The organism is Christiangramia sediminis (assembly GCF_020552705.1).
In the GTDB taxonomy this organism is placed as follows: domain Bacteria; phylum Bacteroidota; class Bacteroidia; order Flavobacteriales; family Flavobacteriaceae; genus Christiangramia; species Christiangramia sediminis.
Genome location: NZ_JAJBZG010000005.1, coordinates 23376 through 45469, shown reverse-complemented (window position 1 = coordinate 45469; position 22094 = coordinate 23376). Strand labels below are relative to the sequence as shown.

The 22094-nt window shown below is 39.3% G+C and carries 18 protein-coding genes; 14 read left to right on the top strand and 4 right to left on the bottom strand.

The window, feature by feature from the left end:
- Window positions 1–4: 4 nt before the first annotated feature.
- On the bottom strand, window positions 5–1033 hold the full coding sequence (locus tag LGQ90_RS09570) for a rod shape-determining protein (RefSeq protein ID WP_229340530.1): 1029 nt from the start codon (window positions 1031–1033) through the stop codon (window positions 5–7).
- A 41-nt stretch (window positions 1034–1074) separates the two neighbouring features.
- Window positions 1075–2607 carry a bifunctional phosphoribosylaminoimidazolecarboxamide formyltransferase/IMP cyclohydrolase gene (purH, locus tag LGQ90_RS09565; RefSeq protein ID WP_229340528.1) on the bottom strand — a complete coding sequence of 511 codons (1533 nt, stop codon included), beginning with the start codon at window positions 2605–2607 and terminating at the stop codon, window positions 1075–1077.
- A gap of 147 nt (window positions 2608–2754) precedes the next feature.
- Here purH and LGQ90_RS09560 point away from each other — a divergent pair, with 147 nt between their 5' ends.
- On the top strand, window positions 2755–4011 hold the full coding sequence (locus tag LGQ90_RS09560) for an ABC transporter permease (RefSeq protein ID WP_229340526.1): 1257 nt from the start codon (window positions 2755–2757) through the stop codon (window positions 4009–4011).
- Window positions 4012–4307: 296 nt separating this feature from the next.
- Here the strand turns inward: LGQ90_RS09560 and LGQ90_RS09555 are convergent, their stop codons facing one another.
- Window positions 4308–4781, bottom strand: coding sequence for a GAF domain-containing protein (locus LGQ90_RS09555; RefSeq protein ID WP_229340524.1), 474 nt, complete (start codon window positions 4779–4781; stop codon window positions 4308–4310).
- A gap of 88 nt (window positions 4782–4869) precedes the next feature.
- Here LGQ90_RS09555 and xrtF point away from each other — a divergent pair, with 88 nt between their 5' ends.
- Entirely contained in the window at window positions 4870–5418 is a 549-nt protein-coding gene (xrtF, locus tag LGQ90_RS09550; RefSeq protein WP_229340522.1) for an exosortase family protein XrtF, read from the top strand.
- Window positions 5403–5858 carry an exosortase F system-associated membrane protein gene (locus LGQ90_RS09545; RefSeq protein ID WP_229340520.1) on the top strand — a complete coding sequence of 152 codons (456 nt, stop codon included), beginning with the start codon at window positions 5403–5405 and terminating at the stop codon, window positions 5856–5858. Before xrtF ends, LGQ90_RS09545 begins: the two co-directional genes overlap by 16 nt.
- 27 nt (window positions 5859–5885) lie before the next feature.
- Here the strand turns inward: LGQ90_RS09545 and LGQ90_RS09540 are convergent, their stop codons facing one another.
- Window positions 5886–6833 carry an NmrA/HSCARG family protein gene (locus LGQ90_RS09540; RefSeq protein ID WP_229340518.1) on the bottom strand — a complete coding sequence of 316 codons (948 nt, stop codon included), beginning with the start codon at window positions 6831–6833 and terminating at the stop codon, window positions 5886–5888.
- 241 nt (window positions 6834–7074) lie between these two features.
- Between LGQ90_RS09540 and LGQ90_RS09535 the strand changes: the two genes are divergently transcribed.
- The 11 genes from LGQ90_RS09535 (at window position 7075) to LGQ90_RS09485 (ending at window position 22083) form a co-directional block, all read left to right on the top strand.
- Window positions 7075–7467, top strand: a complete 393-nt coding sequence (locus LGQ90_RS09535) for an HYC_CC_PP family protein (protein ID WP_229340515.1) — start codon at window positions 7075–7077, stop codon at window positions 7465–7467.
- 111 nt (window positions 7468–7578) lie between these two features.
- The gene (locus tag LGQ90_RS09530; protein WP_229340513.1) at window positions 7579–11403 is read left to right on the top strand and encodes an efflux RND transporter permease subunit; all 3825 of its coding nucleotides are present in this window, start codon (window positions 7579–7581) and stop codon (window positions 11401–11403) included.
- A complete protein-coding gene (locus tag LGQ90_RS09525; protein ID WP_229340511.1) occupies window positions 11400–12665 on the top strand; it encodes a TolC family protein in 1266 nt (421 codons plus the stop codon). The genes LGQ90_RS09530 and LGQ90_RS09525 overlap by 4 nt, the downstream gene beginning before the upstream one ends.
- Window positions 12652–14367 (top strand): efflux RND transporter periplasmic adaptor subunit, encoded by a 1716-nt coding sequence (locus tag LGQ90_RS09520; protein WP_229340509.1) that lies wholly within the window; start codon window positions 12652–12654, stop codon window positions 14365–14367. Before LGQ90_RS09525 ends, LGQ90_RS09520 begins: the two co-directional genes overlap by 14 nt.
- Window positions 14368–14404: 37 nt before the next feature.
- Window positions 14405–14893 carry a DUF305 domain-containing protein gene (locus LGQ90_RS09515; protein WP_229340508.1) on the top strand — a complete coding sequence of 163 codons (489 nt, stop codon included), beginning with the start codon at window positions 14405–14407 and terminating at the stop codon, window positions 14891–14893.
- A gap of 55 nt (window positions 14894–14948) precedes the next feature.
- Window positions 14949–15518 (top strand): DUF3347 domain-containing protein, encoded by a 570-nt coding sequence (locus LGQ90_RS09510; protein ID WP_229340506.1) that lies wholly within the window; start codon window positions 14949–14951, stop codon window positions 15516–15518.
- 78 nt (window positions 15519–15596) lie between these two features.
- The gene (locus LGQ90_RS09505) at window positions 15597–16163 is read left to right on the top strand and encodes a helix-turn-helix domain-containing protein (RefSeq protein ID WP_229340504.1); all 567 of its coding nucleotides are present in this window, start codon (window positions 15597–15599) and stop codon (window positions 16161–16163) included.
- Window positions 16164–16258: 95 nt separating this feature from the next.
- Entirely contained in the window at window positions 16259–17266 is a 1008-nt protein-coding gene (locus LGQ90_RS09500) for a potassium channel family protein (protein WP_229340502.1), read from the top strand.
- A gap of 116 nt (window positions 17267–17382) precedes the next feature.
- On the top strand, window positions 17383–17703 hold the full coding sequence (locus tag LGQ90_RS09495; protein ID WP_229340499.1) for a four-helix bundle copper-binding protein: 321 nt from the start codon (window positions 17383–17385) through the stop codon (window positions 17701–17703).
- 124 nt (window positions 17704–17827) lie between these two features.
- Window positions 17828–20593: a heavy metal translocating P-type ATPase gene (locus LGQ90_RS09490; protein WP_229340497.1), complete on the top strand. Its 2766-nt coding sequence runs from the start codon at window positions 17828–17830 to the stop codon at window positions 20591–20593.
- Window positions 20594–20859: 266 nt separating this feature from the next.
- Window positions 20860–22083 carry a permease gene (locus LGQ90_RS09485; protein ID WP_229340495.1) on the top strand — a complete coding sequence of 408 codons (1224 nt, stop codon included), beginning with the start codon at window positions 20860–20862 and terminating at the stop codon, window positions 22081–22083.
- The last annotated feature ends 11 nt before the right edge of the window (window positions 22084–22094 follow it).

Here is a 22094-nt window from a genome sequence, read left to right as displayed (position 1 = left end):
TCTCCTACTTGATCAAAATTCCTTTGTATCTGTTCAATGTTTTTAAGGTGATACCAGTTCCACGAACTACTGCTCTTAATGGATCTTCTGCGATATATACAGGAAGATCTGTTTTTTGAGATAGACGTTTATCCAGTCCTCTTAACATAGAACCACCACCAGCAAGATAGATCCCGGTGTTGTAAATATCAGCAGCAAGTTCCGGGGGAGTTTGAGATAAAGTTTCCATCACCGCATCCTCAATTCTAAGAATAGATTTGTCCAGAGCCTTGGCGATCTCACGGTAAGAAATATTTACCTGTTTAGGTTTTCCTGTTAGTAGATCTCTACCCTGAACACTCATTTCATCTGGCGGAACCTCAAGGTCTTCGGTAGCTGCACCAATCTGAATTTTTATTTTTTCTGCAGTACGCTCTCCTACATAAAGGTTATGTTGCGTACGCATGTAATATACAATATCATTGGTGAAGACATCCCCGGCAATTTTAATAGACTTGTCACAAACAATACCTCCAAGGGCAATTACCGCGATCTCTGTTGTACCACCTCCTATATCCACGATCATATTTCCTTTTGGCTGCATAATGTCAACGCCAATACCAATAGCTGCTGCCATTGGTTCATGAATTAGGTAAACCTCTTTTCCGTTCACTCTTTCTGCACTTTCCTTAACGGCTCGCATTTCCACTTCGGTAATACCTGAAGGAATACAAATAACCATTCTTAAGGCGGGAGTAAAAAGTTTCTTTTTAAGAGCCGGTATTTCTTTGATGAACATAGTGAGCATTTTTTCACTAGCATCAAAGTCGGCAATAACCCCATCCTTTAAAGGGCGAATAGTTTTAATATTCTCATGAGTTTTTCCCTGCATCATCGCTGCTTCTTTACCAACTGCGGTAATCTTGCCGGAAGTGCGGTCGCGTGCCACGATAGAAGGACTGTCCACAACAACTTTGTCGTTATGAATTATCAGGGTGTTGGCTGTACCTAAGTCGATTGCAATTTCTTCAATGAGAAAGTCAAAAAATCCCATAGTGTTTTATAAGTATTGAGGTTTGGGTAAATGTACTAAAATTAATGTTTAAAATGGCGTGTTCCAGTCATCAGCATTGCGATATTATTCTCGTTACAATAATCGATGCTCAGCTGATCTTTTATAGAGCCACCGGGCTGTATTACTGCTGTGATTCCTGCGTTTCCTGCAATTTCCACACAGTCTGGAAATGGAAAGAACGCATCACTCGCCATAACTGCCCCTTTTAGATCAAAATCAAATGATCTTGCTTTTTCAATGCTCTGGGTTAGGGCATCAACTCTTGATGTTTGTCCTGTACCACTTGCACAAAGTTGTTTGTTTTTTGCTAAAACGATGGTATTCGATTTAGTGTGTTTGCAGATCTTAGATGCAAATATCATGTCAGATAACTCTTCATCTGTTGCTTTATTGTTTGTAGCTTGCTTTAGATCTTCAATTGAATCTGTTTTTAGATCTTTATCCTGAACTAAAACACCATTTAAACAGGTTCTTACCTGGTTTTTCGGAAGTGCTACATCTTTAAGAATTAAAAGAATCCTGTTCTTTTTACCTTTTAAAATTTCCAGCGCTTTTTCTGAATATGATGGAGCGATCACCACTTCGCAGAAAAGTTTGTGGATTTCTTCAGCAGTTTCGGCATCAATTTCCACATTGCTTATCAAAATTCCACCGAAAGCAGAAACAGGATCTCCAGCCAGGGCATCTACATAAGCCTGGTGAATAGTGTCTCGTTGTGCAAGTCCACAGGCATTGTTGTGTTTTAAGATCGCAAAAGTTGGCGCTTCTCCTTTAAATTCATTCATTAAGTTCACCGCGGCATCAACATCAAGTAAATTGTTGTATGAAAGTTCTTTTCCATGAAGTTTATCGAAAATAGCCTCAAAATCACCGAAGAAAGTTCCTTTTTGATGCGGGTTTTCACCATATCTCAATTCCTTTCCTTTTAGTTCACTTTGCTTGAAAGAATTTACCTCAGCTTCTTTATTGAAATAATTGAAGATCGCTGAATCGTAATGAGATGAAATATTAAAGGCTTTGGTGGCGAATCTTTTTCTGTCTGCAAGACTTGTCTCTCCGTTTTTCTCATTTAGAAGATCAAGAAATTCCTGATACTCATCTACAGAAGAAACGCAGGTAACATCTTTGAAATTCTTAGCTGCTGCCCTGATCAGGGAAATTCCGCCAATATCAATTTTTTCAATGATATCCTGTTCTTCAGCTCCAGAAGCTACCGTTTTTTCAAATGGATAAAGATCCACGATCACAATGTCAATTTGAGGAATTTCAAACTGTTCCAGCTCTTTTACATCTCCTTCGTGATCCTGACGGTTAAGAATTCCGCCAAAAACTTTAGGGTGAAGCGTTTTTACTCTTCCGCCTAAAATAGATGGGTAAGAAGTAACATCTTCAACAGGAATCACATTAATTCCCAGGTCTTTAATGAATTTTTCGGTTCCTCCCGTAGAATATATGCTGATGCCCAGGTCGTCAAGTTTTCTAACGATGGGTTCTAGTCCGTCTTTGCTGAAAACTGAAATTAAAGCAGATTTTGCTTGTTTTAATTCGCTCATTGTGTTGTGTTTGTTAAAGCTGCAAAAGTAGTTAATTAAGCCAAAAATTTGAAAGTAGATTGAATGAATTCTCGATAAATTTTGTAACGAAAAATTCCTTTATGCGTCCTATCTTTAAATCGTCTAAAAACAGCTGATTACTATACCATGCTAATTTATTTACGCGTTCTCAAGGAGAGCTTTAATTTTGCGATAAACGCTCTTAAAAATAATCGTCTACGTACGTTTCTCTCTTTGTTGGGTGTTACTATTGGTATATTTTCAATTATTGCTGTGCTGGCTGCTGTAGATTCTTTAAAAAAAGATATCAAGGGAAGCCTGAGTTCTTTGGATAACAGCACGATTATCCTTATGAGATTTAATTTTGGACCTTCCGACATTCCCCGTTGGAAAAGAGAACAATTTCCCGATGTTTCCTACGAAGAATATCAGAGTTTAAAGAAAAGCATGCCAGACCTGGAAGCCATAAGTTTTGCTTTGGGAATCCCGGGAGGTGCTTCTTTAAAATACCGGGATGTGACCAGTGCTGGAGTAGATGTGGGTGCGGTAACTCATGAATATTATGATATCGAAGCTTTTGAACTGGCTGAGGGGCGTTTTTTTAATGAGCCTGAAGCGGTAAGCGGTTCCCCAGTTATTATTTTAGGGCACGAGGTCGCCACAAATTTATTTGGTGAAATCAATCCTATGGGGAAAGAGATCAGAATTTTTGGTAGAAAAGCTACGGTAATAGGAGTGATGAAGAAACAGGGGCAATCCTTATTTGGAAATTCCAGAGATGGGCAGGCTTTTGTTCCTGCAAATTTTGCACGTCGGGTTTATGGCACTACCAAGGGTACAGTCTTTCCGCAAATAGTTTTAAAGCCTGAAGAAGGGGTGGATAATGATGAATTTATTGCCATTCTGGAGCAACAGTTACGAAATATGCGGGGAATTAAACCCGGAGAGATCAATAACTTTTTTGTTAATCAGTTGCAGGGTTTTGCAGATTTTATAGACAATATTACGGGACAACTGAATATCATAGGTCTTGTGATTAGCGGATTTTCTCTTCTTGTGGGTGGTTTTGGGATTGCCAATATCATGTTTGTGAGTGTAAAAGAGAGAACAAATCTTATCGGGATCCAAAAATCCCTCGGGGCTAAAAATAAATTCATTCTTTCACAATTCCTTTTTGAAGCGATCATTCTATCAGTTATTGGGGGAATGGTAGGTCTCTTTGTTGTCTGGCTTGTTTCTGTTATAGCAACACAGTTTACCGGTGATTTTGAATTTGTATTATCACCTTTAAATATTTCGATAGGCTTAGCAGTTTCGGCTATGATAGGTTTGGTATCAGGGATAATACCCGCAATTTCAGCCTCTAAACTGGATCCTGTAGAAGCGATTAGAACCGGAATGTAAAAATCTCGTTAATATTCCTCGAGGCTTCCCACATAATTTTCCTTAAATTCTTATAAAAAGCACTAAAGTTAGTTAAATACCTAATTTCCAGTTATTCCCTGAAGTATATTTATCTCAAAACTAAGAAAAATGGGAAATGAAATTGAAAAGGATTATGTGTCTTCAGTAGTACAGTTACTGGGTTTTTTTATAATCTTATTTGTTATTATAGCATTTCAATTCTAGAAAAATATTGAACTTTAAAGTTCAAACTTGCCTACACGCTAAAAAAAAGCCCCGAAATTTCGAGGCTTTTTTTATTTGTTGAATTTTATCTTAAGAATTTCTGAAACTTTTTCATTTACCCATTCCAGAAAAAGTTCATCTTCATGTGAAAATGGATCTTCGGTATGACTATCTATATCTATCTGACCCACGTTCTCTCCTTTCACAAATAGTGGAATAACAATTTCAGCTTTTACATGAATACTACATGCGATATAATTGTTTTGAGCTTTTACATCTGGCACCACAAAATTTTTATTTGATACGGCCACCTGTCCACAGATACCCTTTCCAAAAGGAATAATTTCATGATCTGTAGGTTCCCCGGCAAATGACTTTAATTTTAATTCTTCTTTATCGCCATTTTTAAAATAAAATCCCACCCAATCGTAATACGGGATATTGCTTTCCAGAACCTCACAAACTTCAGTAAGACGCTTGTCTACGCTCGCATTATCGTTTTGAAGTATTTCTTCAATCTGTGGTTTTAATTTATCAAAAGTCATATTAACAATCTTTAGTGCAAAAGTATTCAATTTCTTATGTAAAGAGAGCACATGATTTCTATAAATTTGTTAAAAACCTCTCAGGAATTTGCTCGGTCTATTCAGAAAATATCGACTTGTTTTAAAATTCATATTTATATTTCTGGGGAGCTATTTTCTATTTTCCAGTCTTTATAATGGATTTCTGATCCTGTATGATACTGAAAATCCTGTTCCAGATCCTTTAACACAATTGGTTGCCCGGCAAAGTGGAACTCTAATGCAAGGACTGGGTTATGAGAATGTAGAGGTTGTAATGCACTATACAGGTCTGTCGATGAAGCTTATGGTAGAGGACTATTTTTTAGCCGGAATCGTAGAGGGCTGTAATTCTGCCAGCATAATAATTTTATTTGCTTCTTTCGTGCTGGCTTTTTTTGGGAAACCGATGTCTACTTTTCTTTTTTTATTTGCAGGTTCGGTCATTATTTACGCTATTAATATTTTAAGAATTGTCATTCTGGCGGTGAGTATATTGGAATATCCCCAATATTCCGGTTTCATGCATTCGATATTTTTCCCTCTTGCTATATACGGAACCGTTTTTATCCTGTGGCTGATCTGGGTTAGAATTTATTCGCAATGGAAAAGAAGCTAAACACAAAAATGAATCGGGCTCTCCAGATAGGTATTTTAATACTCATGCTTACAGCCGTTCGCTTTTTTGAGCAGGATATTTTCTACGATCCATTAATAGTTTTCTTTAAATCAGATTATCTTCTGGGGATTATTCCGCCCATGGATATGGCTGAACTTATGATCAACCTAACTTTTAGATATGCTTTAAACACAATGATATCGCTGACCATTATTTATATAAGCTTCCGCGATTTGAATATTCTCAAATTTTCGGCAATTCTCTACGTGGTCTTATATATATTGGCAACGGCTGTATTTATCTTTCTTGTGCTCAATATTGAAAGAGAACATTACCTGGCCCTTTTTTATGTAAGACGGTTCTTGATACATCCTTTGTTTCTATTAATACTTCTACCGGCATTCTACTATTACAGACTTAGAGAGTATAAGAAAATTTGAAAAAGATACTGCAGTTAAGTTATATTTTTAAATTTCCATTTTCTCCTTATTCTGCTGTAACCAATCTTTGAAATTGAGTAATTCCGGGTTAAGTTTTCGGGTGGTATTTACATCTCGCATGGTGCAAAAATATTCTTCCTGCTCTGCTTTGAACTGGAACATATTCCCCAGGTCATCGGCTCCGGGGAAGTCAAAATTTCTATAGACTTCCGGATCAACAGCATTATATTTTATCTTTTTACCATAGACTTCAGAAAATATTTCTGCCATTTCCTTACCGGTAAGATGTTCCCCGGCTATAGCGACAATCTTATTTTTATAGGTGTCTCCAGCCTTAAAAATTCTGTAGGCGCATTTGCCTATATCTTCTGCGGCAATTCCTGGTAGTTGCTTATTATCCATAGGGAAAGTTATGGCCAGCTCACCATCTTCTCCTTTTTGAGGTGCCATCCCGAAATTGATGAAATTATCCCAGTAAAAAGAGGTGAATAAAAGAGTATAGGGCACTCCGCTATCAGAAAAATATTGATCGGCCTCGCCTTTAGCGTCAAAATGCGGAACCTTATATTTTTCCATCAGCGTGGGCATGCGATCATCATCTAAAGGGATCCATTTTCTGGTGTCTTCCAGAGTAGACCAGATGACATGTTTTAAACCTGCTGCTTTTCCTGCTTCGGCCATGTTTTTAGCCTGTTGCATTTCTTTTTCAGGCGAAAAATGCTCCCAGAAGTTGGTCATACAGTAGGCGCCATAGACCCCCTCAAAAGCCTTAATGATACTTTTCTTATCATCAAGGTTTGCTTCAACGATCTCAGCTCCCAGATTTTTTAATTCTTTAGCTTTGTCTGAAGAAGCATTTCTGGTAATTGCTCTTACTTTGAAGCCACCTTCAGGATCATTTAATATTGCCCGAACCAATCCGCCTCCCTGGGCACCTGTTGCTCCTACTACAGCAATAATTTTCTTGTTTTCCATTTTTAAAGTTTTGATATACATAAAGTTACATATATTAAACTTAATTTCAAGCATGAAGATTTTACCAATAATAGAAATCTGACTGGTTCAAAAAATTCTTCTCATTCGTATAATATAATTGAAAGATTATTCCCAAAAACTGAAATTGATGCTTGCACATTTTTCCTAATTTTACAGCTTAAATAATCGGTTTTTTAGACTTAAAGTGCTGATAATTAAAAAAAATGTATTTTTGTAAGCAGTGAAAAAAGCATTTCAACATATTATTTCCTTAAGTATGGCCTTTTTGGTGATGCTTTCTACCATGTCTTTTACGGTAGATAAGCATTTTTGTGGAAACCATCTGATTGATAAAGCTGTTTTTTCAAAAGCAAAGACTTGTGGAATGCAGATGAGTGCAGATGCCGAAGATCATTGCTGTACGAATGAAAAGATTTCTGTAGAAGGACAGGATGAGTTGAAGATTTCTTTCGACTCTTTCGATTTTCATCAGCAGTTGTTCATTAGTACTTACACCTATACGTATTTGAATCTGTTTGAAAGCTTACCAAAACAGATCATTCCTTTTAGAGACTATTCTCCTCCCTTACTGGTTTCCGATATTCAGTTGGAAGACCAGGTTTTTCTTATTTGATCAGTTAATTTTTGAGGTCCGGGTATTTATAAAATGCCGGGATTTTACTTGCGTGTTATTTAGATGCCCGAGCCATTTTTATAATGGATTTCAAAAATTAATCATGAGATCATGTTCAACAGAATTATAAATTATTTTATTCATAACCGGCTGGTTGCGATGCTATTATTGATCGCCCTCGTTGGTTGGGGATTGGTGACCGCTCCTTTTAACTGGGATACCGGTTTTTTACCCCAGGATCAGGTTCCGGTGGATGCTATTCCCGATATTGGTGAAAACCAACAGATCGTTTTTACCGAATGGCCCGGCCGTTCTCCAGAAGACGTCGAAGACCAAGTCACCTATCCTTTAACCAGTTCTTTACTGGGGATCCCCGGCGTGAAATCGGTGAGGAGTACTTCTATGTTCGGTTTTTCCAGCATTTATATCATTTTTGAAGAGGATGTGGAATTTTACTGGTCCAGATCCAGGGTTCTGGAGAAACTTAACTCGCTACCGGCAGGCTTGCTCCCTGGGGAGGTTCAGCCTTCATTAGGTCCCGATGCTACAGCCTTAGGACAGGTGTTCTGGTACACCCTGGAAGGTCGCGATTCAGCAGGAAATGTGACTGGTGGCTGGGATCTTCATGAACTTCGAAAGATTCAGGATTATTATGTAAAACCGGGTCTAAGCGCCACCCAGGGAGTTTCTGAAGTTGCTTCTGTGGGAGGTTTTGTACAGGAATATCAGATAGATGTAGATCCAGATGCTCTTAAAGCCTACAATATAGGTATCGATGAGGTGATGATGGCGGTAAAGAATTCAAACCGCGACGCCGGAGCCAAAACATTGGAGGTGAATAAGGTAGAGTATCTCGTTCGGGGCCTGGGGTATATTAAGTCTATCGAGGATATTGAGAATACCGTGGTAACCGAGAAAGATAATACTCCGGTTCTTATTAAAGATATTGCCCGCGTAAATCTTGGTCCTTCCGAAAGAAGAGGTATTCTTGATAAAGGAGGTGCTGAAGTTGCCGGTGGAGTGGTAGTTGCCCGGTATGGCTCTAATCCCTTGCAGGTGATAAAGAATGTGAAGGAAAAGATTGGAGAAATCTCCTCCGGATTACCGTCAAAAACGCTGGAGGATGGGACAGAATCAAAATTGACCATAGTTCCATTCTATGACCGTACGCAACTTATCAACGAAACCATTGGAACGCTGGAACTGGCTTTATCTCATGAGATCCTCATTAGTATTATCGTGATCATTGTACTGGTTCTGAATTTAAGAGCTTCTGTGCTGATATCAAGTTTGCTTCCCATAGCAGTTCTAATGACCTTTATTGCCATGCGCTATTTTGGTGTAGATGCAAATGTGGTGGCACTTTCGGGTATTGCAATTGCCATCGGGGTAATGGTAGATGTCGGGATCGTTTTTATTGAAAATACGATTCGCTGGCTGGAATTGCCGGAAAATAAGAACGCGCGGGGTAAAAAACTACTGAAAGTTATTTATGGTTCCACAGTAGAGGTTGCTCCTGCGATAACCACGGCCTTACTTACTACCATTGTTAGTTTTATTCCGGTATTTTTTATGGAGAATGCCGAAGGAAAATTGTTCCGTCCACTCGCATTTACAAAAACTTTTGCCATAGCAGCAGCTTTTATAGTAGGGATCTTTATTTTGCCAATGCTTTCCTACTATACCTTCAATTTTAAGATAGACAGAAAGAAAACTCAGAAGATCTGGAATATCATTTTGATCATCTCGGGAATCATTCTGGCCTTAATTTTTTCATTCTGGTTGCCTCTAGCTTTGACCTTAATAGGTCTTATAAAATTATTTGAAGATAGAAACCCTGAATTCCTTGGTCGGTATTCAGATAAGATCATGCTGGGCATTACCCTGGCGGTGACCCTGCTTTTTCTTGCGGAGGAATGGATGCCTTTGGGTTTTCAAAAAAGCCTGATCTCCAATTATATATTCGTGATCCTATTGCTGGCGATCACCCTTAGTTTACTAATGGCAGTAGTTAAATTCTACGAACCTATTTTGAACTGGTGTTTGATCAACAAAGGAAAGTTTTTCATTCTGCCAATTATCACGGTATTCTTTGGAGCAATGATTTGGTTAGGGTTCCCGAAATTATTTGGATTCGCTGCCAATGGTTTTGATCAGGTTGGGATTGATATCAGAAAAACGAGCGTATGGTCCGGACTCACCCATACCTTCCCTGGTGTTGGAAAGGAGTTCATGCCCTCTTTAAATGAAGGGAGTTTTCTATTGATGCCTACCACAATGCCTCATGCAGGAGTTGAATATTCCAAACAGGTTGTTCAGCAACTAGATATGGCGGTAACGGCAATTCCCGAGGTAGAGATTGCCGTAGGGAAAGTAGGTAGAATAGAAAGTGCATTAGACCCAGCGCCGGTTTCTATGTTTGAAAACGTGATCAATTATAAGCCTGAATACATACTTTCAGAAGGTGGTAAGCCCCAAAAATTTAAGGTTAATGATGAGGATGCTTTTATTCTTAAGTCGGGTGATACGCTCACAAATGCCGAAGCTGTTCAGCAAAAAGTAACGAAAGAGCAACTTATCATAGATGAGGATGGCGAATATTATCGCAATTGGAGAGACCATATTAAGAATCCTGATGACATCTGGGACGAGATCGTTCAGAGAACGGATCTGCCAGGGGTTACCTCTGCACCAAAACTTCAGCCTATAGAAACCCGCCTGGTCATGTTGCAAACCGGGATGAGGGCTCCCATGGGAATAAAAGTTTATGGCCCAGACCTGCCTACTATCCAGTCTTTCGGGTTAAAGCTTGAAGAGCTTTTAAAAGAGGTTCCCTCGGTGAAGTCTGAAGCTGTATTTGCAGATAGGGTAGTGGGAAAACCTTACCTGGAGATCGATATAAACAGGGAGGCAATTGCCCGTTATGGTTTAAGCATTGAAAAGGTGCAGCAAACCATAGAAACTGCCATTGGAGGAATGGAGATTACCACCACCGTAGAGGGCAGAGAACGTTTTCCGGTTAGAGTAAGATATCCTCGTGAATTGCGTGATGACCCTGAGTCGATCAAAAGAATATCTGTTCCAACGCCCTCCGGGGCCCAGATTCCTTTGGGAGACCTTGCTTCTCTCAATTATGTTCGTGGACCACAAATGATCAAGAGTGAGGATACTTTCCTGGTAGGATATGTGCTTTTTGATAAGCGCGATGGTTACGCCGAGGTGAATGTGGTAAATGATGCTCAGAGCTATATTCAGGAAAAGATTGATAATAATGAACTAAAAGTACCCGCCGGAGTGAGTTATAAGTTTTCCGGAAATTATGAGAATCAGGTGAGAGCGGTGAAACGTTTGTCTATCCTTATTCCTATCTGTTTGATCATCATATTCCTGTTGCTCTATTTTCAGTTTAAGACGATAATTGCTTCTACCATTCACTTTTCCGGAGTATTCGTGGCCTTTGCCGGAGGTTTTATCATGATCTGGTTATATAGTCAGGGATGGTTTATGGACTTTGCATTGTTCGGAACAAATATGAGGGATCTTTTCCAGATGCAGGAAGTGAATCTAAGTGTGGCCGTTTGGGTAGGATTTATTGCCTTATTTGGTATCGCTACAGATGACGGCGTCTTAATGGGAACTTATATACATCAGGTTTTTGAAAGAAGACAGCCTCAAAACGTGCCCGATGTACGCGATGCGGTTATGGAAGCAGGAAAGAAGAGGGTGAGACCTGCAATGATGACTACCGCGGTCACGATAATTGCACTTTTCCCGGTGCTTACCTCTACCGGAAAAGGTTCAGATATAATGGTGCCAATGGCAATCCCAATTGTAGGCGGAATGATCATTCAAATTATGACCATCTTCGTAGTACCTGTATTGCAGGCTTACTGGCGCGAATCTGTGGTTAAGAACAAACAAAATACAGAAGCATGAAAAACTTGAAGAAATATATCATTTGTAGTATTGGCTTTCTGTTTTTATCTGTGAACAGTAGTTATGCTCAGCAAATCGACGATTATTTGATTTTTGCTGCAGAAAATAACCCTGAGCTTAAAGCGGCCTATACCAATTTTGAAGCTGCTCTAAAAAAAGCACCTCAGGTTTCATCGCTACAGGATCCAACGCTTACTGTTAGCGCATTCGGACAGATGATGGAAACGCGTCTGGGTTCTCAGGAAGCCAGATTTACCTTAATGCAAATGTTTCCCTGGTTTGGTAAACTTAAGGCAGAGAAAACTACCGCAGAATTGATGGCAGAAGCGCAATTTCAGCAATATTTGCTTAAAAGGGAAAGACTTTTTCTTCAGGTGCGAAATTTATATGCCGGGATGTTTTCTATGAAACAAGAGATCATGTTAAGGGAAAAGAACCTGGAGATACTTGATTCTTACAGGGAACTTGCCTTGAATAGATTTGAAGCCGGAAGTTCACCCATGGTAAATGTGGTAAAAGTAGATATCAAAAGAGAAGAAGCATTAACAGGAATTGAATTGCTGCAGGATGAACTTGAAACTTTGAAAAGACAATTCAATCTTCTACTGAATCGGGATACTTATGCTGAAGTAGAGATCCAAAATGAATTGGAGATAGAAGCCATGAATGAGCTTTTAATTGAGGCAGAAGAGATCAGTTTTAAGGCACATCCTGAAGTAGAAATGCTTGAAAAAGAGAGACAGGCTTTCAGTAATGAAAAGCTTGTGGCAAAAAAAATGGGAATGCCCATGATAGGCCTTGGGGTAGATTATACGATTATAGCCAAAAGAACAGATGCCAATCCTATGGATAATGGGATGGATGCGATCATGCCAATGCTTTCGGTAAGTCTTCCCATTTTCAGGAAAAAGTACAATGCAAGGATCGAAGAATTTGAGCTTCGGGCCAGAGCAAGTGAGGAGGAGAAGTTGGCAGTGATCAATGATCTTAAAAGTGAATTTGAAATGGCGGTTTATCAATTGAAAAAATCAAAAAGATTGATGCAGCTTTATGATAAACAGATAGGATCTTCAGAGCAGGCTAATAAATTATTGATCTCCGGCTTCAGCAATGCAGATTCAGATTTCGAAGAGGTTCTGCAAATGAATCAGGACATTTTAATTTTTAGAACCGAAAAAATAGCGGCTACAGCCGAGGCTTTTAAAGCGGCTGCTAAGCTTCAGTTTTTATTATTTCAAAACAATAGCAATGAATACAAATAAAAAAAATATCATTCTGGGAGTAGGTATTCTTATTGCCGGGATATTACTGGGCTGGTTATTCTTTGGAGGGAGTTCTGAAGAATCTGGTGTTGAAGAGGTACATGATCATGCTGCAGAACAGGAAGAGGTATGGACCTGCTCTATGCATCCGCAAATAAGGCAACCTGAACCTGGGGACTGCCCAATATGTGGGATGGACCTTATTCCCATGAGTGTAGAAGATAACTCACTGGAACCAAATATGTTCAAAATGAGTGAAAATGCCATGAAACTTGCCAATATTTCTACCATGGCTGTAGGAACCGGAAATGCTTCCAAAGAATTAAGACTTAACGGAAAAGTAGGGGTAGATGAACGTAGTTCTTATACTCAGGCAACTCATATCCCGGGGAGGATAGAACAGTTAAAGGTGAATTTTACCGGTGAAAAAGTTAATAGGGGACAAACTCTGGCTATTGTGTATTCTCCGGCTTTGGTTACAGCCCAGGAGGAATTGTTGCAGGCACAGGAAATAAAAGAGTCTCAACCCGAACTTTTTGAGGCAGCTAAGCAAAAACTAAGAAACTGGAAGATTGGCGATGCCCAGATAGAAAGAATGTTAAGTAGGGGTGAACCCATAGACAGATTCCCAATTACTGCAGATGTAAGCGGCGTGGTGACAGAACTAATGGCAGAGCAGGGTGATTACCTGGAACGCGGAATGCCGGTATACCAGATCGCGAATCTGGATAAATTATGGATACTCTTCGATCTTTATGAATCAGATCTGAATTGGGTTAAGGAGGGAAGCACTATCGAGTACACCGTCCAGTCCATTCCTGGAGAAACATTTGAAGCTAAGATCGATTTTATAGATCCTTTGCTTAATAATAATACCAGGGTGGCGACTGCCAGAATAGAGGTGCCCAATAAAGAAGACAGGTTAAAACCGGGGATGTTCGTAAGCGGGGTAGTAGAAAATGATATTTCAGGAGCTGAATCCCAGGAAATGGTCATTCCAAAATCTGCGGTGTTGTGGACGGGTAAGAGGTCTGTAGTTTATATAAAAGAAAACATGGAATCTGGAGCTGGATTTAAGCTGAGAGAGATCACCTTGGGGCCGGCACTTGGTGATTCCTATGTGGTGCAGGATGGACTGGAGGAAGGAGAAGAAATTGTGGTTAACGGAACATTTACCGTAGATGCTGCGGCACAGCTTCAGGGTAAAAGATCGATGATGAATCCTGCGCAGTCAGATATTTCAGCAAAAACTATGAATATGAAACTTTCAGAATCTTTTCAGTCTGGATTCAAAGGAATTTTAAATTCTTATTTCAACTTAAAAGATGTCCTGGTAGCTTCTGACGCTGAAAAGGCTTCTGTAATTGCTTCAGAATTACTTCAGGAATCAAAAAAATTAAAAGCTGAAGCTTCTTCGGAAATGCTATCCGCGCATTTGGAAAAAATCAATGAAATGTTACAGGCCATCTCTAAAAATAAGGATCTGGAAAAACAGCGCGATCACTTTAGAATTCTGTCTCAGCAAATGATTGCAATTGTTAGCAATGTGGAAGAACTCGATAAAACGATCTATGTACAGCATTGTCCCATGGCAAACAGCAATAAAGGTGCCGATTGGCTTAGCCAGTCTGCTGAAGTTAGAAATCCTTATTACGGGGAAGCGATGTTAACTTGTGGCGAAGTAACCTCAGAAATTAAATAATGCGACTATATTTTTATTAATCTAAAACTCTAATAAGATGGATAGCCAACCTAAAAATGACCAGAAGATGAGCGGAAATAATTACGGCAGATTTTTCGCTATGCTAGGCCTTTCATTTATAGCCATGTACATCACCATGTACCTGAATACCTATGAATGGGACCATGTTTATTTTAGCCTTACGCGATTTTATATGACCTGTTTGGGAATAGCAGCGATGGCAGTAATTATGTTGTCCCTTATGCTGAAAATGTATAAGAATAAAAAGAAGAATATTGCGATCTATGTGGGGAGCCTTGTGCTTTTTGTGAGTGCATTGGGGCTGGTTAGAGCACAGCGTCCCATAATTGGCGATGTTTTATATATGAGGGCAATGATCCCGCATCATTCAATCGCCATATTAACCAGTAAACGTGCAGATATTGATGATCCTGAAGTTAGAAAATTAGCCGATGATATTATCAAGGCACAGGTTAAAGAAATTGCAGAAATGAAGAAAATGATCAAAAGACTGGAGAATAAATAAGTTGTTATAATCAAGTTTTAAATACGTCAAATATTAATAGTAAATAATTAGAAAAATGAAAAAGAGACTAAGAAGTTTAATTACAGTAAGTTTAGTTGCAGGAAGTTTAATGCTATACTCTTGCGGAGACTCAACCAAAGAAAAGGACAATGCAGTTTCTGAAGAACAGCATGAAATGGGTGAACATTCTGAAGAGATGCATACCGAGCAAACGACTGAAGCAGCTGCGGCAGAATTCAGTGATGAAAAAGTAAAACAAGCTTTTGACGAATATCTTGCAGTTAAAGATGCACTGGTAAGAACCGATGCTGCTGCAAGCCGAAAGTCAGCTGAAAATTTAAAAAATACGCTATCTGAAGCTCAACCGGAGATTGCTGAGATCGCCGGAAGGATTGTAATTACAGAGGATGTAAATCAGCAAAGAGAGATATTTTCAGAATTAACGGCTGCTATGGAGCCTGTACTAAAAGAAGCTATTTCTTCAGGGAAGATATACAAGCAGTTCTGTCCGATGGCCTTCGAAGGGAAAGGGGATTTCTGGTATTCAAATTCAGAAGAGATAAGAAACCCATATTTTGGAGATAAGATGCTTAAATGCGGTCGTGTTGACGAAACTATTATGTAATCTATAAGAGATCAGGCTGAACATATTTCAGCCTGATTTTGTACCTTTAAGTGAATTTAGTTGAAGAACCCGACCAATTTGAGTAAAAATCATATTCATATAAAAAATGTAGTTTGCCAGCGCTGCATCATGACTGTCGAAGATATTCTTCAGGATCTGGAAATTCCATATTCCGGGGTTAAACTTGGCGAGGCGTTTTTAGACAGAGAACTTAACAGTATAGAAAGACATCAGCTTGAAAAGCGCTTTGAAAAAGTTGGCTTTGAAATCATCCAGGATCGCAATGAGCGGCTTATCAATACTATTAAGTCTGTGATCATAGAAGAGGTATATTCAAATGATACCTCCAACCAGAAACTATCCAGCATTTTAACAAAAGAGTTGAATTTCGATTATAGTCATATCACTCATCTATTTAGCGAAAGTGAGGGGCAAAGCATTCAGAAATTTTATAGCGCAGTTCGTATCGAACGTGTAAAAGAACTATTGAATTATGATGAATGGAGTATCGCCATGATCGCCGATAATCTTGGCTATTCTACCCCCGCCTATCTTTCTACTTCCTTTAAAAAGGCTACTGGTCTTACCCCTTCAGAGTATAAAAATATGCAAATGAAGGATCGTAAAAGTCTGGATTCAGTTTAAAAAAATCAAATTTTAGCATCATTTTGCATTTCTATACTGTTTACTTCAGGTTAGATTTATTAATTTGTTTGATAGACCCACCAAAAAATACCTGAATGGAAATTTATCTTATTATAGGGGTGATCCTCTATGTGTCTATAGTTCTCGATATTATTCAAACAACTTTATCCATGCAGGGTGGGGGCTGGTTAACCAGTAGGTTTTCACATCTTTTCTGGAAGCTTTTCCTTGCCGTTTCCGGTAGGAATGGAAAATCTAAAATTCTTGCTCATGCAGGTTATATTTTACTGATCTCCATTGTTCTGACCTGGGTAGTGTTTCTATGGGCAAGCCTTGTACTTATACTGTATTCTCATCCCGGCGCTATTGTAGACAGTACTACTAAAATCCCGGCTACATTTGGGCAGATCTCTTACTATAGTGGTTATACATTATCTACTTTGGGGATGGGTGATTATATAGCTTCTGCAGATATCTGGAGGATGATCACAAGTCTGTATTCCTTTACCGGGCTTATCCTGCTTACCATGTCTGTCACTTATTTCATTCCGGTTCTTTCTGCGGTCATAGATCAACGTAAACTTGGGATTAGCTTGAGTACTCTGGGAAGCAGTCCTCAGGAAATTTTAATTAGAAGTTGGAATGGGGAAAATTTCGATTCTCTAATTAATAAGGTCGATGGTATTTCAGACTCCCTTATTAAATATAGTCAGCAACATCGTGCTTACCCGGTAATTCATTTTTTCCATAATAATAAAGAGGAGAGTACCATTATTCTTCAACTGGCCAGACTTTATGAAGCTTTATTGATCATTTCTGAAAAGGTGAAAACAGAAATCCGGCCTGAAAATAAACATATCTATCCTTTAGAGGTGGCCTATGATAATTATTTTGAAGTGATTACAGAGGTAACTCATATAGGTCCTGATCAATCAGCTCCTACGGTATCCAAAACCGATAAACTCATAGAAAAAGAGCTTGTTTCTCAGTTTCATAAGGAAGCAAAATCATCTGAAAAAGTTAGCAGGAACAGGAAAATATTTAAAGCTTTGATTCGTCAGGACGGATGGGATTGGAGCCAGGTAGATATAAAAAGTTCTTAATTAACTTCTTTCTAAGTTAAATTCAATTTAAAACTGAAAGAACTTAGCATAATTTTAAAAGGATCTCCCGTGCTTCCTATTTAATTTTGGTTTAAACCAATAAAAATCAATTTATTATGAGAAATGAGAAATTAATTAAAGCATTAGGGAATTGTATTAACCATTGTAATTACTGCGCTGACGCCTGTCTGGATGAAGACAATGTGAAAATGATGAAAGATTGTATAAGAACAGATAAAGTTTGTGCTGAAGTTTGTTCTGCCTTAAATCAGGTGCTGGCTACTAATTATAAAGATGTAAAAGGTCTTGTGGAATACTGTAAAAAAGTATGTCAGGCCTGTGCAGATGAATGTTCCCAACATGAGCATCAACATTGCCAGGATTGTGCAAAAGCATGTAAAGAATGTGTAAGTGCATGTGAAGCCTTTTTGGCGTAAAAAACAACAGCCCGGATATTTAATCCGGGTTTTTTCTTTCCAATTGAAAGTATTCCCCCAAATATTGAAATTCTGCCTGTAGCGCAATGATTATCTTCGTTTTAAAGAATTAAGAGATATAAAAATGAAACATACCTATAAGATTACAGGGATGACCTGTAATGGATGCAGATCCCATGTAGAGAAAACACTTTCAGAGGTGGCAGGGGTGACGAATGCTGCAGTGAATCTGGAGAAGTCGGAAGCTGTAATCAGTATGGGAGAACATATTAAAATTGAAAAATTTGAAGAGGCTCTGGAGAATGCTGGTGGAAATTACCATATAATGTTGCCTGAAAATCCTGAACATTCTTCAGGAAAATCAATGCAGCATACCTATAAGATTACCGGAATGACCTGCAATGGTTGCCGCGCCCATGTTGAGAAGACCCTAAGTGAAGTAGATGGCGTTATTGAAGCTGCTGTAGATCTCGAAAAAGCAGAGGCTGAGATCAGTATGAAAGAGCATATCAATATTGAGAAATTGGAGGAGGCTCTTCAGAAAGATGGCGGGAACTATCATATTCATCCTCCAGGAACTAAAATATCTCAAAAGGAAAAACCATCAAAACCCCCTTCCTCCGGAGGGGGGTCGGGGGGAGGCTCATGGTATTGCCCTATGCATTGTGAAGGGGATAAAACCTACGACAAGCCCGGCGACTGCCCCGTATGTGGAATGGATCTGGTTGAAGAGGTGAGTTTAAGTTCCCCCTCCTTTGGCAGCGGCGGCAGGGGAGGATATACATGTCCTATGCATCCGGAAGTAGTGAAAGATGAACCCGGTGACTGTCCTATTTGCGGAATGGAGCTGGTACCTTTGGAGCCGGAAGCTTCAGCAGAGGAAAAAGGATATAAAAAATTACTTCGAAAATTCTGGATCTCAGTAGCCTTTACCTTACCCATCTTCCTGATCGCGATGTCTGAAATGGTTCCCAATAATCCGCTTTATGATCTGGCGGACATGAAAATTTGGAACTGGGTGCAATTCGGACTCTCTCTTCCGGTAGTGTTCTATGCTACCTGGATGTTCTTCGAAAGAGCATACAGGTCTATAAAAACCTGGAACCTTAATATGTTTACGCTTATTGGTATCGGTGCTGGAGTTGCCTGGGCCTTTAGTGTATTCGGAATGTTATTTCCAGATTTTTTCCCTTCACAATTCAAAACCCATATGGGCACTGTACATGTTTATTATGAGGCAGCCACGGTAATTCTAACGCTGGTATTAATGGGTCAGGTTCTGGAAGCCCGGGCTCACAGCAAAACAAATTCTGCCATTAAAGAACTCTTGAAACTTGCTCCCAATACAGCCGTAAGAATTGTTGATGGAAAAGAGGAAACAATTTCTGTAGATAAGATCCATAAAGGAGATGTGTTAAGAGTAAAACCCGGAGATAAAATTCCTGTAGACGGGATGATCAAAAAAGGTAAATCCAGCATTGATGAATCTATGATCACGGGAGAACCTATTCCGGTAGATAAAAGGGAAGGAGATAAAGTAAGCTCTGGAACCATTAACGGAAATCAGAGTTTTACCATGACTGCTGAAAAAGTTGGAAATGAAACTTTACTGGCGCAGATCATAAAGATGGTTAATGAAGCCAGTCGTTCGCAGGCGCCTATTCAAAAACTGGCAGATAGGATTTCGGCTTATTTTGTGCCGATTGTGGTAGCTATTTCTGTGATCACTTTTATAGTCTGGGCGGTATATGGTCCAGATCCGGCCTATGTATATGCATTGGTAAACGCTATTGCGGTTCTCATTATCGCCTGTCCCTGTGCTTTGGGGCTTGCTACTCCAATGTCCGTCATGGTAGGGGTAGGGAAAGGAGCTAAAAATGGGATTCTGATCAAGAATGCCCGGGCACTGGAAGAAATGAATAAGATTGATACATTAATTATTGATAAAACGGGAACGATCACGGAAGGAAAGCCTTCTGTGGAAAAAGTTATTTCTGTTTCTTCTGAATATTCTGAAAGCGAAATCATTCGTTTGATCGCATCGGTAAATGCTCAAAGTGAACATCCCCTTGCCACTGCTACGCTGAAATATGCCGATGCCGAAAAAGTTGAATATGGAGAAGCTTCAGAATTCAATTCGGTAACAGGCAAAGGGGTAGAAGCAAGATTTGAAGGAAAGCAACTGGCCCTTGGCAATGATAAATTGATGCAGGCTGAAAATGCAGAAATTTCAGAAGATATCAGAAAAAAAGTTTCTGCCGAGCAGGAACAGGGGAAAACGGTCTCTTATTTATCGGTTAATGGGAAAGTAGCTGGTTTTGTTACCATTTCAGATAAAATAAAAGAAACAAGTCGGGAAGCATTAATTGAACTTCAGAAGGAAGGAATAAAGGTGATCATGCTCACCGGTGACAATGAAAAGACGGCCGGCGCCGTAGCTAAGGAACTGGACCTCGCCGATTTTAAAGCGGGAATGGTACCGCAAAATAAAATGGATGAAGTGAAAAGGCTTCAGGCTGAAGGTAAAAAAGTTGCGATGGCCGGTGATGGGATCAACGATGCTCCCGCACTTGCCCAGGCTGATATTGGGATCGCAATGGGCACAGGAACCGATGTGGCTATTGAAAGTGCCGAGGTTACTCTGGTAAAAGGTGACCTGAAAGGCGTTTTTAAAGCGATAAAACTTAGTGAAAAGGTGATGAGGAATATTAAACAAAACCTCTTTTTTGCTCTCATCTATAATACCCTTGGGGTTCCAATTGCAGCCGGAGTGCTGTATCCATTTTTTGGGTTATTATTGTCCCCAATGATCGCTGCGCTGGCGATGAGCTTTAGTTCTGTATCGGTTATCGCAAATGCGTTGAGGTTGAAAAGTGCAAAGTTGGATTAATGAATTGTCATTTCGAACGCAGGGAGAGATTTTGAGAGAAGTGAAAAATAAATTTCTCAGTCGCTTTTCTCCTTCGAAATGACCGTATTCTATTGGGTCTCATTTCGACCAGTGGGAGAAATCTCATCAAAATTCGTACTTTTTAAAGAGATTTCTTCCACTCTACTTAAACGAAATAACACAAAAGCACTTCGACAAGCTCAGTGCATCATCCTTAAATATCGGGACAGCGAAACCAAATGAATCATTAATTAGAATTATTGATTATGAATGACTTTTTAAGCAAATGGGGCGAAGCAGCTTATACAACTACCGGATTTTTCTGGATGGCCTTATGGGCTTTCGCGCTGGGTTATGTAATAAGTAGCTGTATCCAGGTTTTTGTGACCGAAAAGAAAATGCAGGAAACCATGGGTAAAGAAGAATCCAAGGGTTTATTATTAGGAATTTTTTTTGGTTTTATTAGTAGCTCCTGTAGTTTCGCCGCTCTGGCTTCCACCAAAAGTCTGTTTAAAAAGGGAGCGAGTTTTGTCTCTTCAATTGCTTTTTTACTTGCATCCACGAACCTGGTTATTGAATTAGGGATCATTATTTCAATCTTTCTGGGCTGGCAATTTGTAGTGGGAGAATATGTAGGAGGGATTATCCTGATTCTCATCAGCTGGTTGTTGATACGGGTGATCAACCCAAAAAAGCTTATTAAAAAGGCGAGAGAAAGATTGGAGAGCGAAGATGATGACGATGAAAATTCAGATAAATCCTGGAAGAAAAAGATGAAATCGGAAACCAGCTGGGCCAAAGTTTCTCAGCAGTATGGGATGGAGTGGAAAATGGTATGGAAAGATGTAACCGTTGGTTTTACCATAGCCGGGATAGTAGCTGCTTTTATTCCCGATTCTTTTTTTCAGACACTTTTTATCAATAGCGGACAGGGAAATACCAATTTCGGATTTTTCACCATTCTAGAACATATTATCGTTGGTCCCCTAGTGGCCTTTATCACTTTTATTGGCTCTATGGGAAATATTCCTCTGGCAGCATTATTATTTGGGAAGGGAGTCAGTTTTGCCGGGGTTATGGCTTTTATTTTTAGTGATCTAGTGGTTTTTCCTATACTTAGGATCAATGCGAAATATTATGGATGGAAAATGAGCTTTTTTATCCTGTTCCCTTTATTTATCTCCCTAATTGGAGCCTCGCTGCTTTTACATTATGGATTTGATCTTTTTGGTGCTTTACCCGATCCGTCTTCCGTTAAAATTCAGAATACCCAGTACTTTAAAATTAATTATACTTTCTGGCTGAATATGGCTTTTCTCGCGATTTCAGGATTTATGTTATACCTGGGGTTCTTTAAAAGAGATGATGTAATGTTCATGAAAGAAATGGCACCTAAGAGTAAAACTTTAGAAAACACCTTGAAATATCTTGCTTTTGCATGCTATATATGGCTAGCAGGAGGTTTGCTCGTAAAATTCTTTTTAAATTAAAAAGGACCTTT

Bases quoted from the DNA above. Each gene is read 5' to 3' on its own strand.
- LGQ90_RS09515 (WP_229340508.1), top strand. From the start codon at position 14,405: ATGGATAGCCAACCTAAAAATGACCAGAAGATGAGCGGAAATAATTAC.
- LGQ90_RS09485 (WP_229340495.1), top strand. From the start codon at position 20,860: ATGAATGACTTTTTAAGCAAATGGGGCGAAGCAGCTTATACAACTACC.
- LGQ90_RS09570 (WP_229340530.1), bottom strand. From the start codon at position 1,033: ATGGGATTTTTTGACTTTCTCATTGAAGAAATTGCAATCGACTTAGGT.
- LGQ90_RS09545 (WP_229340520.1), top strand. From the start codon at position 5,403: ATGGAAAAGAAGCTAAACACAAAAATGAATCGGGCTCTCCAGATAGGT.
- LGQ90_RS09490 (WP_229340497.1), top strand. From the start codon at position 17,828: ATGAAACATACCTATAAGATTACAGGGATGACCTGTAATGGATGCAGA.
- LGQ90_RS09540 (WP_229340518.1), bottom strand. From the start codon at position 6,833: ATGGAAAACAAGAAAATTATTGCTGTAGTAGGAGCAACAGGTGCCCAG.
- purH (WP_229340528.1), bottom strand. From the start codon at position 2,607: ATGAGCGAATTAAAACAAGCAAAATCTGCTTTAATTTCAGTTTTCAGC.
- LGQ90_RS09555 (WP_229340524.1), bottom strand. From the start codon at position 4,781: ATGACTTTTGATAAATTAAAACCACAGATTGAAGAAATACTTCAAAAC.
- LGQ90_RS09495 (WP_229340499.1), top strand. From the start codon at position 17,383: ATGAGAAATGAGAAATTAATTAAAGCATTAGGGAATTGTATTAACCAT.
- LGQ90_RS09520 (WP_229340509.1), top strand. From the start codon at position 12,652: ATGAATACAAATAAAAAAAATATCATTCTGGGAGTAGGTATTCTTATT.
- LGQ90_RS09510 (WP_229340506.1), top strand. From the start codon at position 14,949: ATGAAAAAGAGACTAAGAAGTTTAATTACAGTAAGTTTAGTTGCAGGA.
- LGQ90_RS09530 (WP_229340513.1), top strand. From the start codon at position 7,579: ATGTTCAACAGAATTATAAATTATTTTATTCATAACCGGCTGGTTGCG.
- LGQ90_RS09560 (WP_229340526.1), top strand. From the start codon at position 2,755: ATGCTAATTTATTTACGCGTTCTCAAGGAGAGCTTTAATTTTGCGATA.
- LGQ90_RS09500 (WP_229340502.1), top strand. From the start codon at position 16,259: ATGGAAATTTATCTTATTATAGGGGTGATCCTCTATGTGTCTATAGTT.
- LGQ90_RS09525 (WP_229340511.1), top strand. From the start codon at position 11,400: ATGAAAAACTTGAAGAAATATATCATTTGTAGTATTGGCTTTCTGTTT.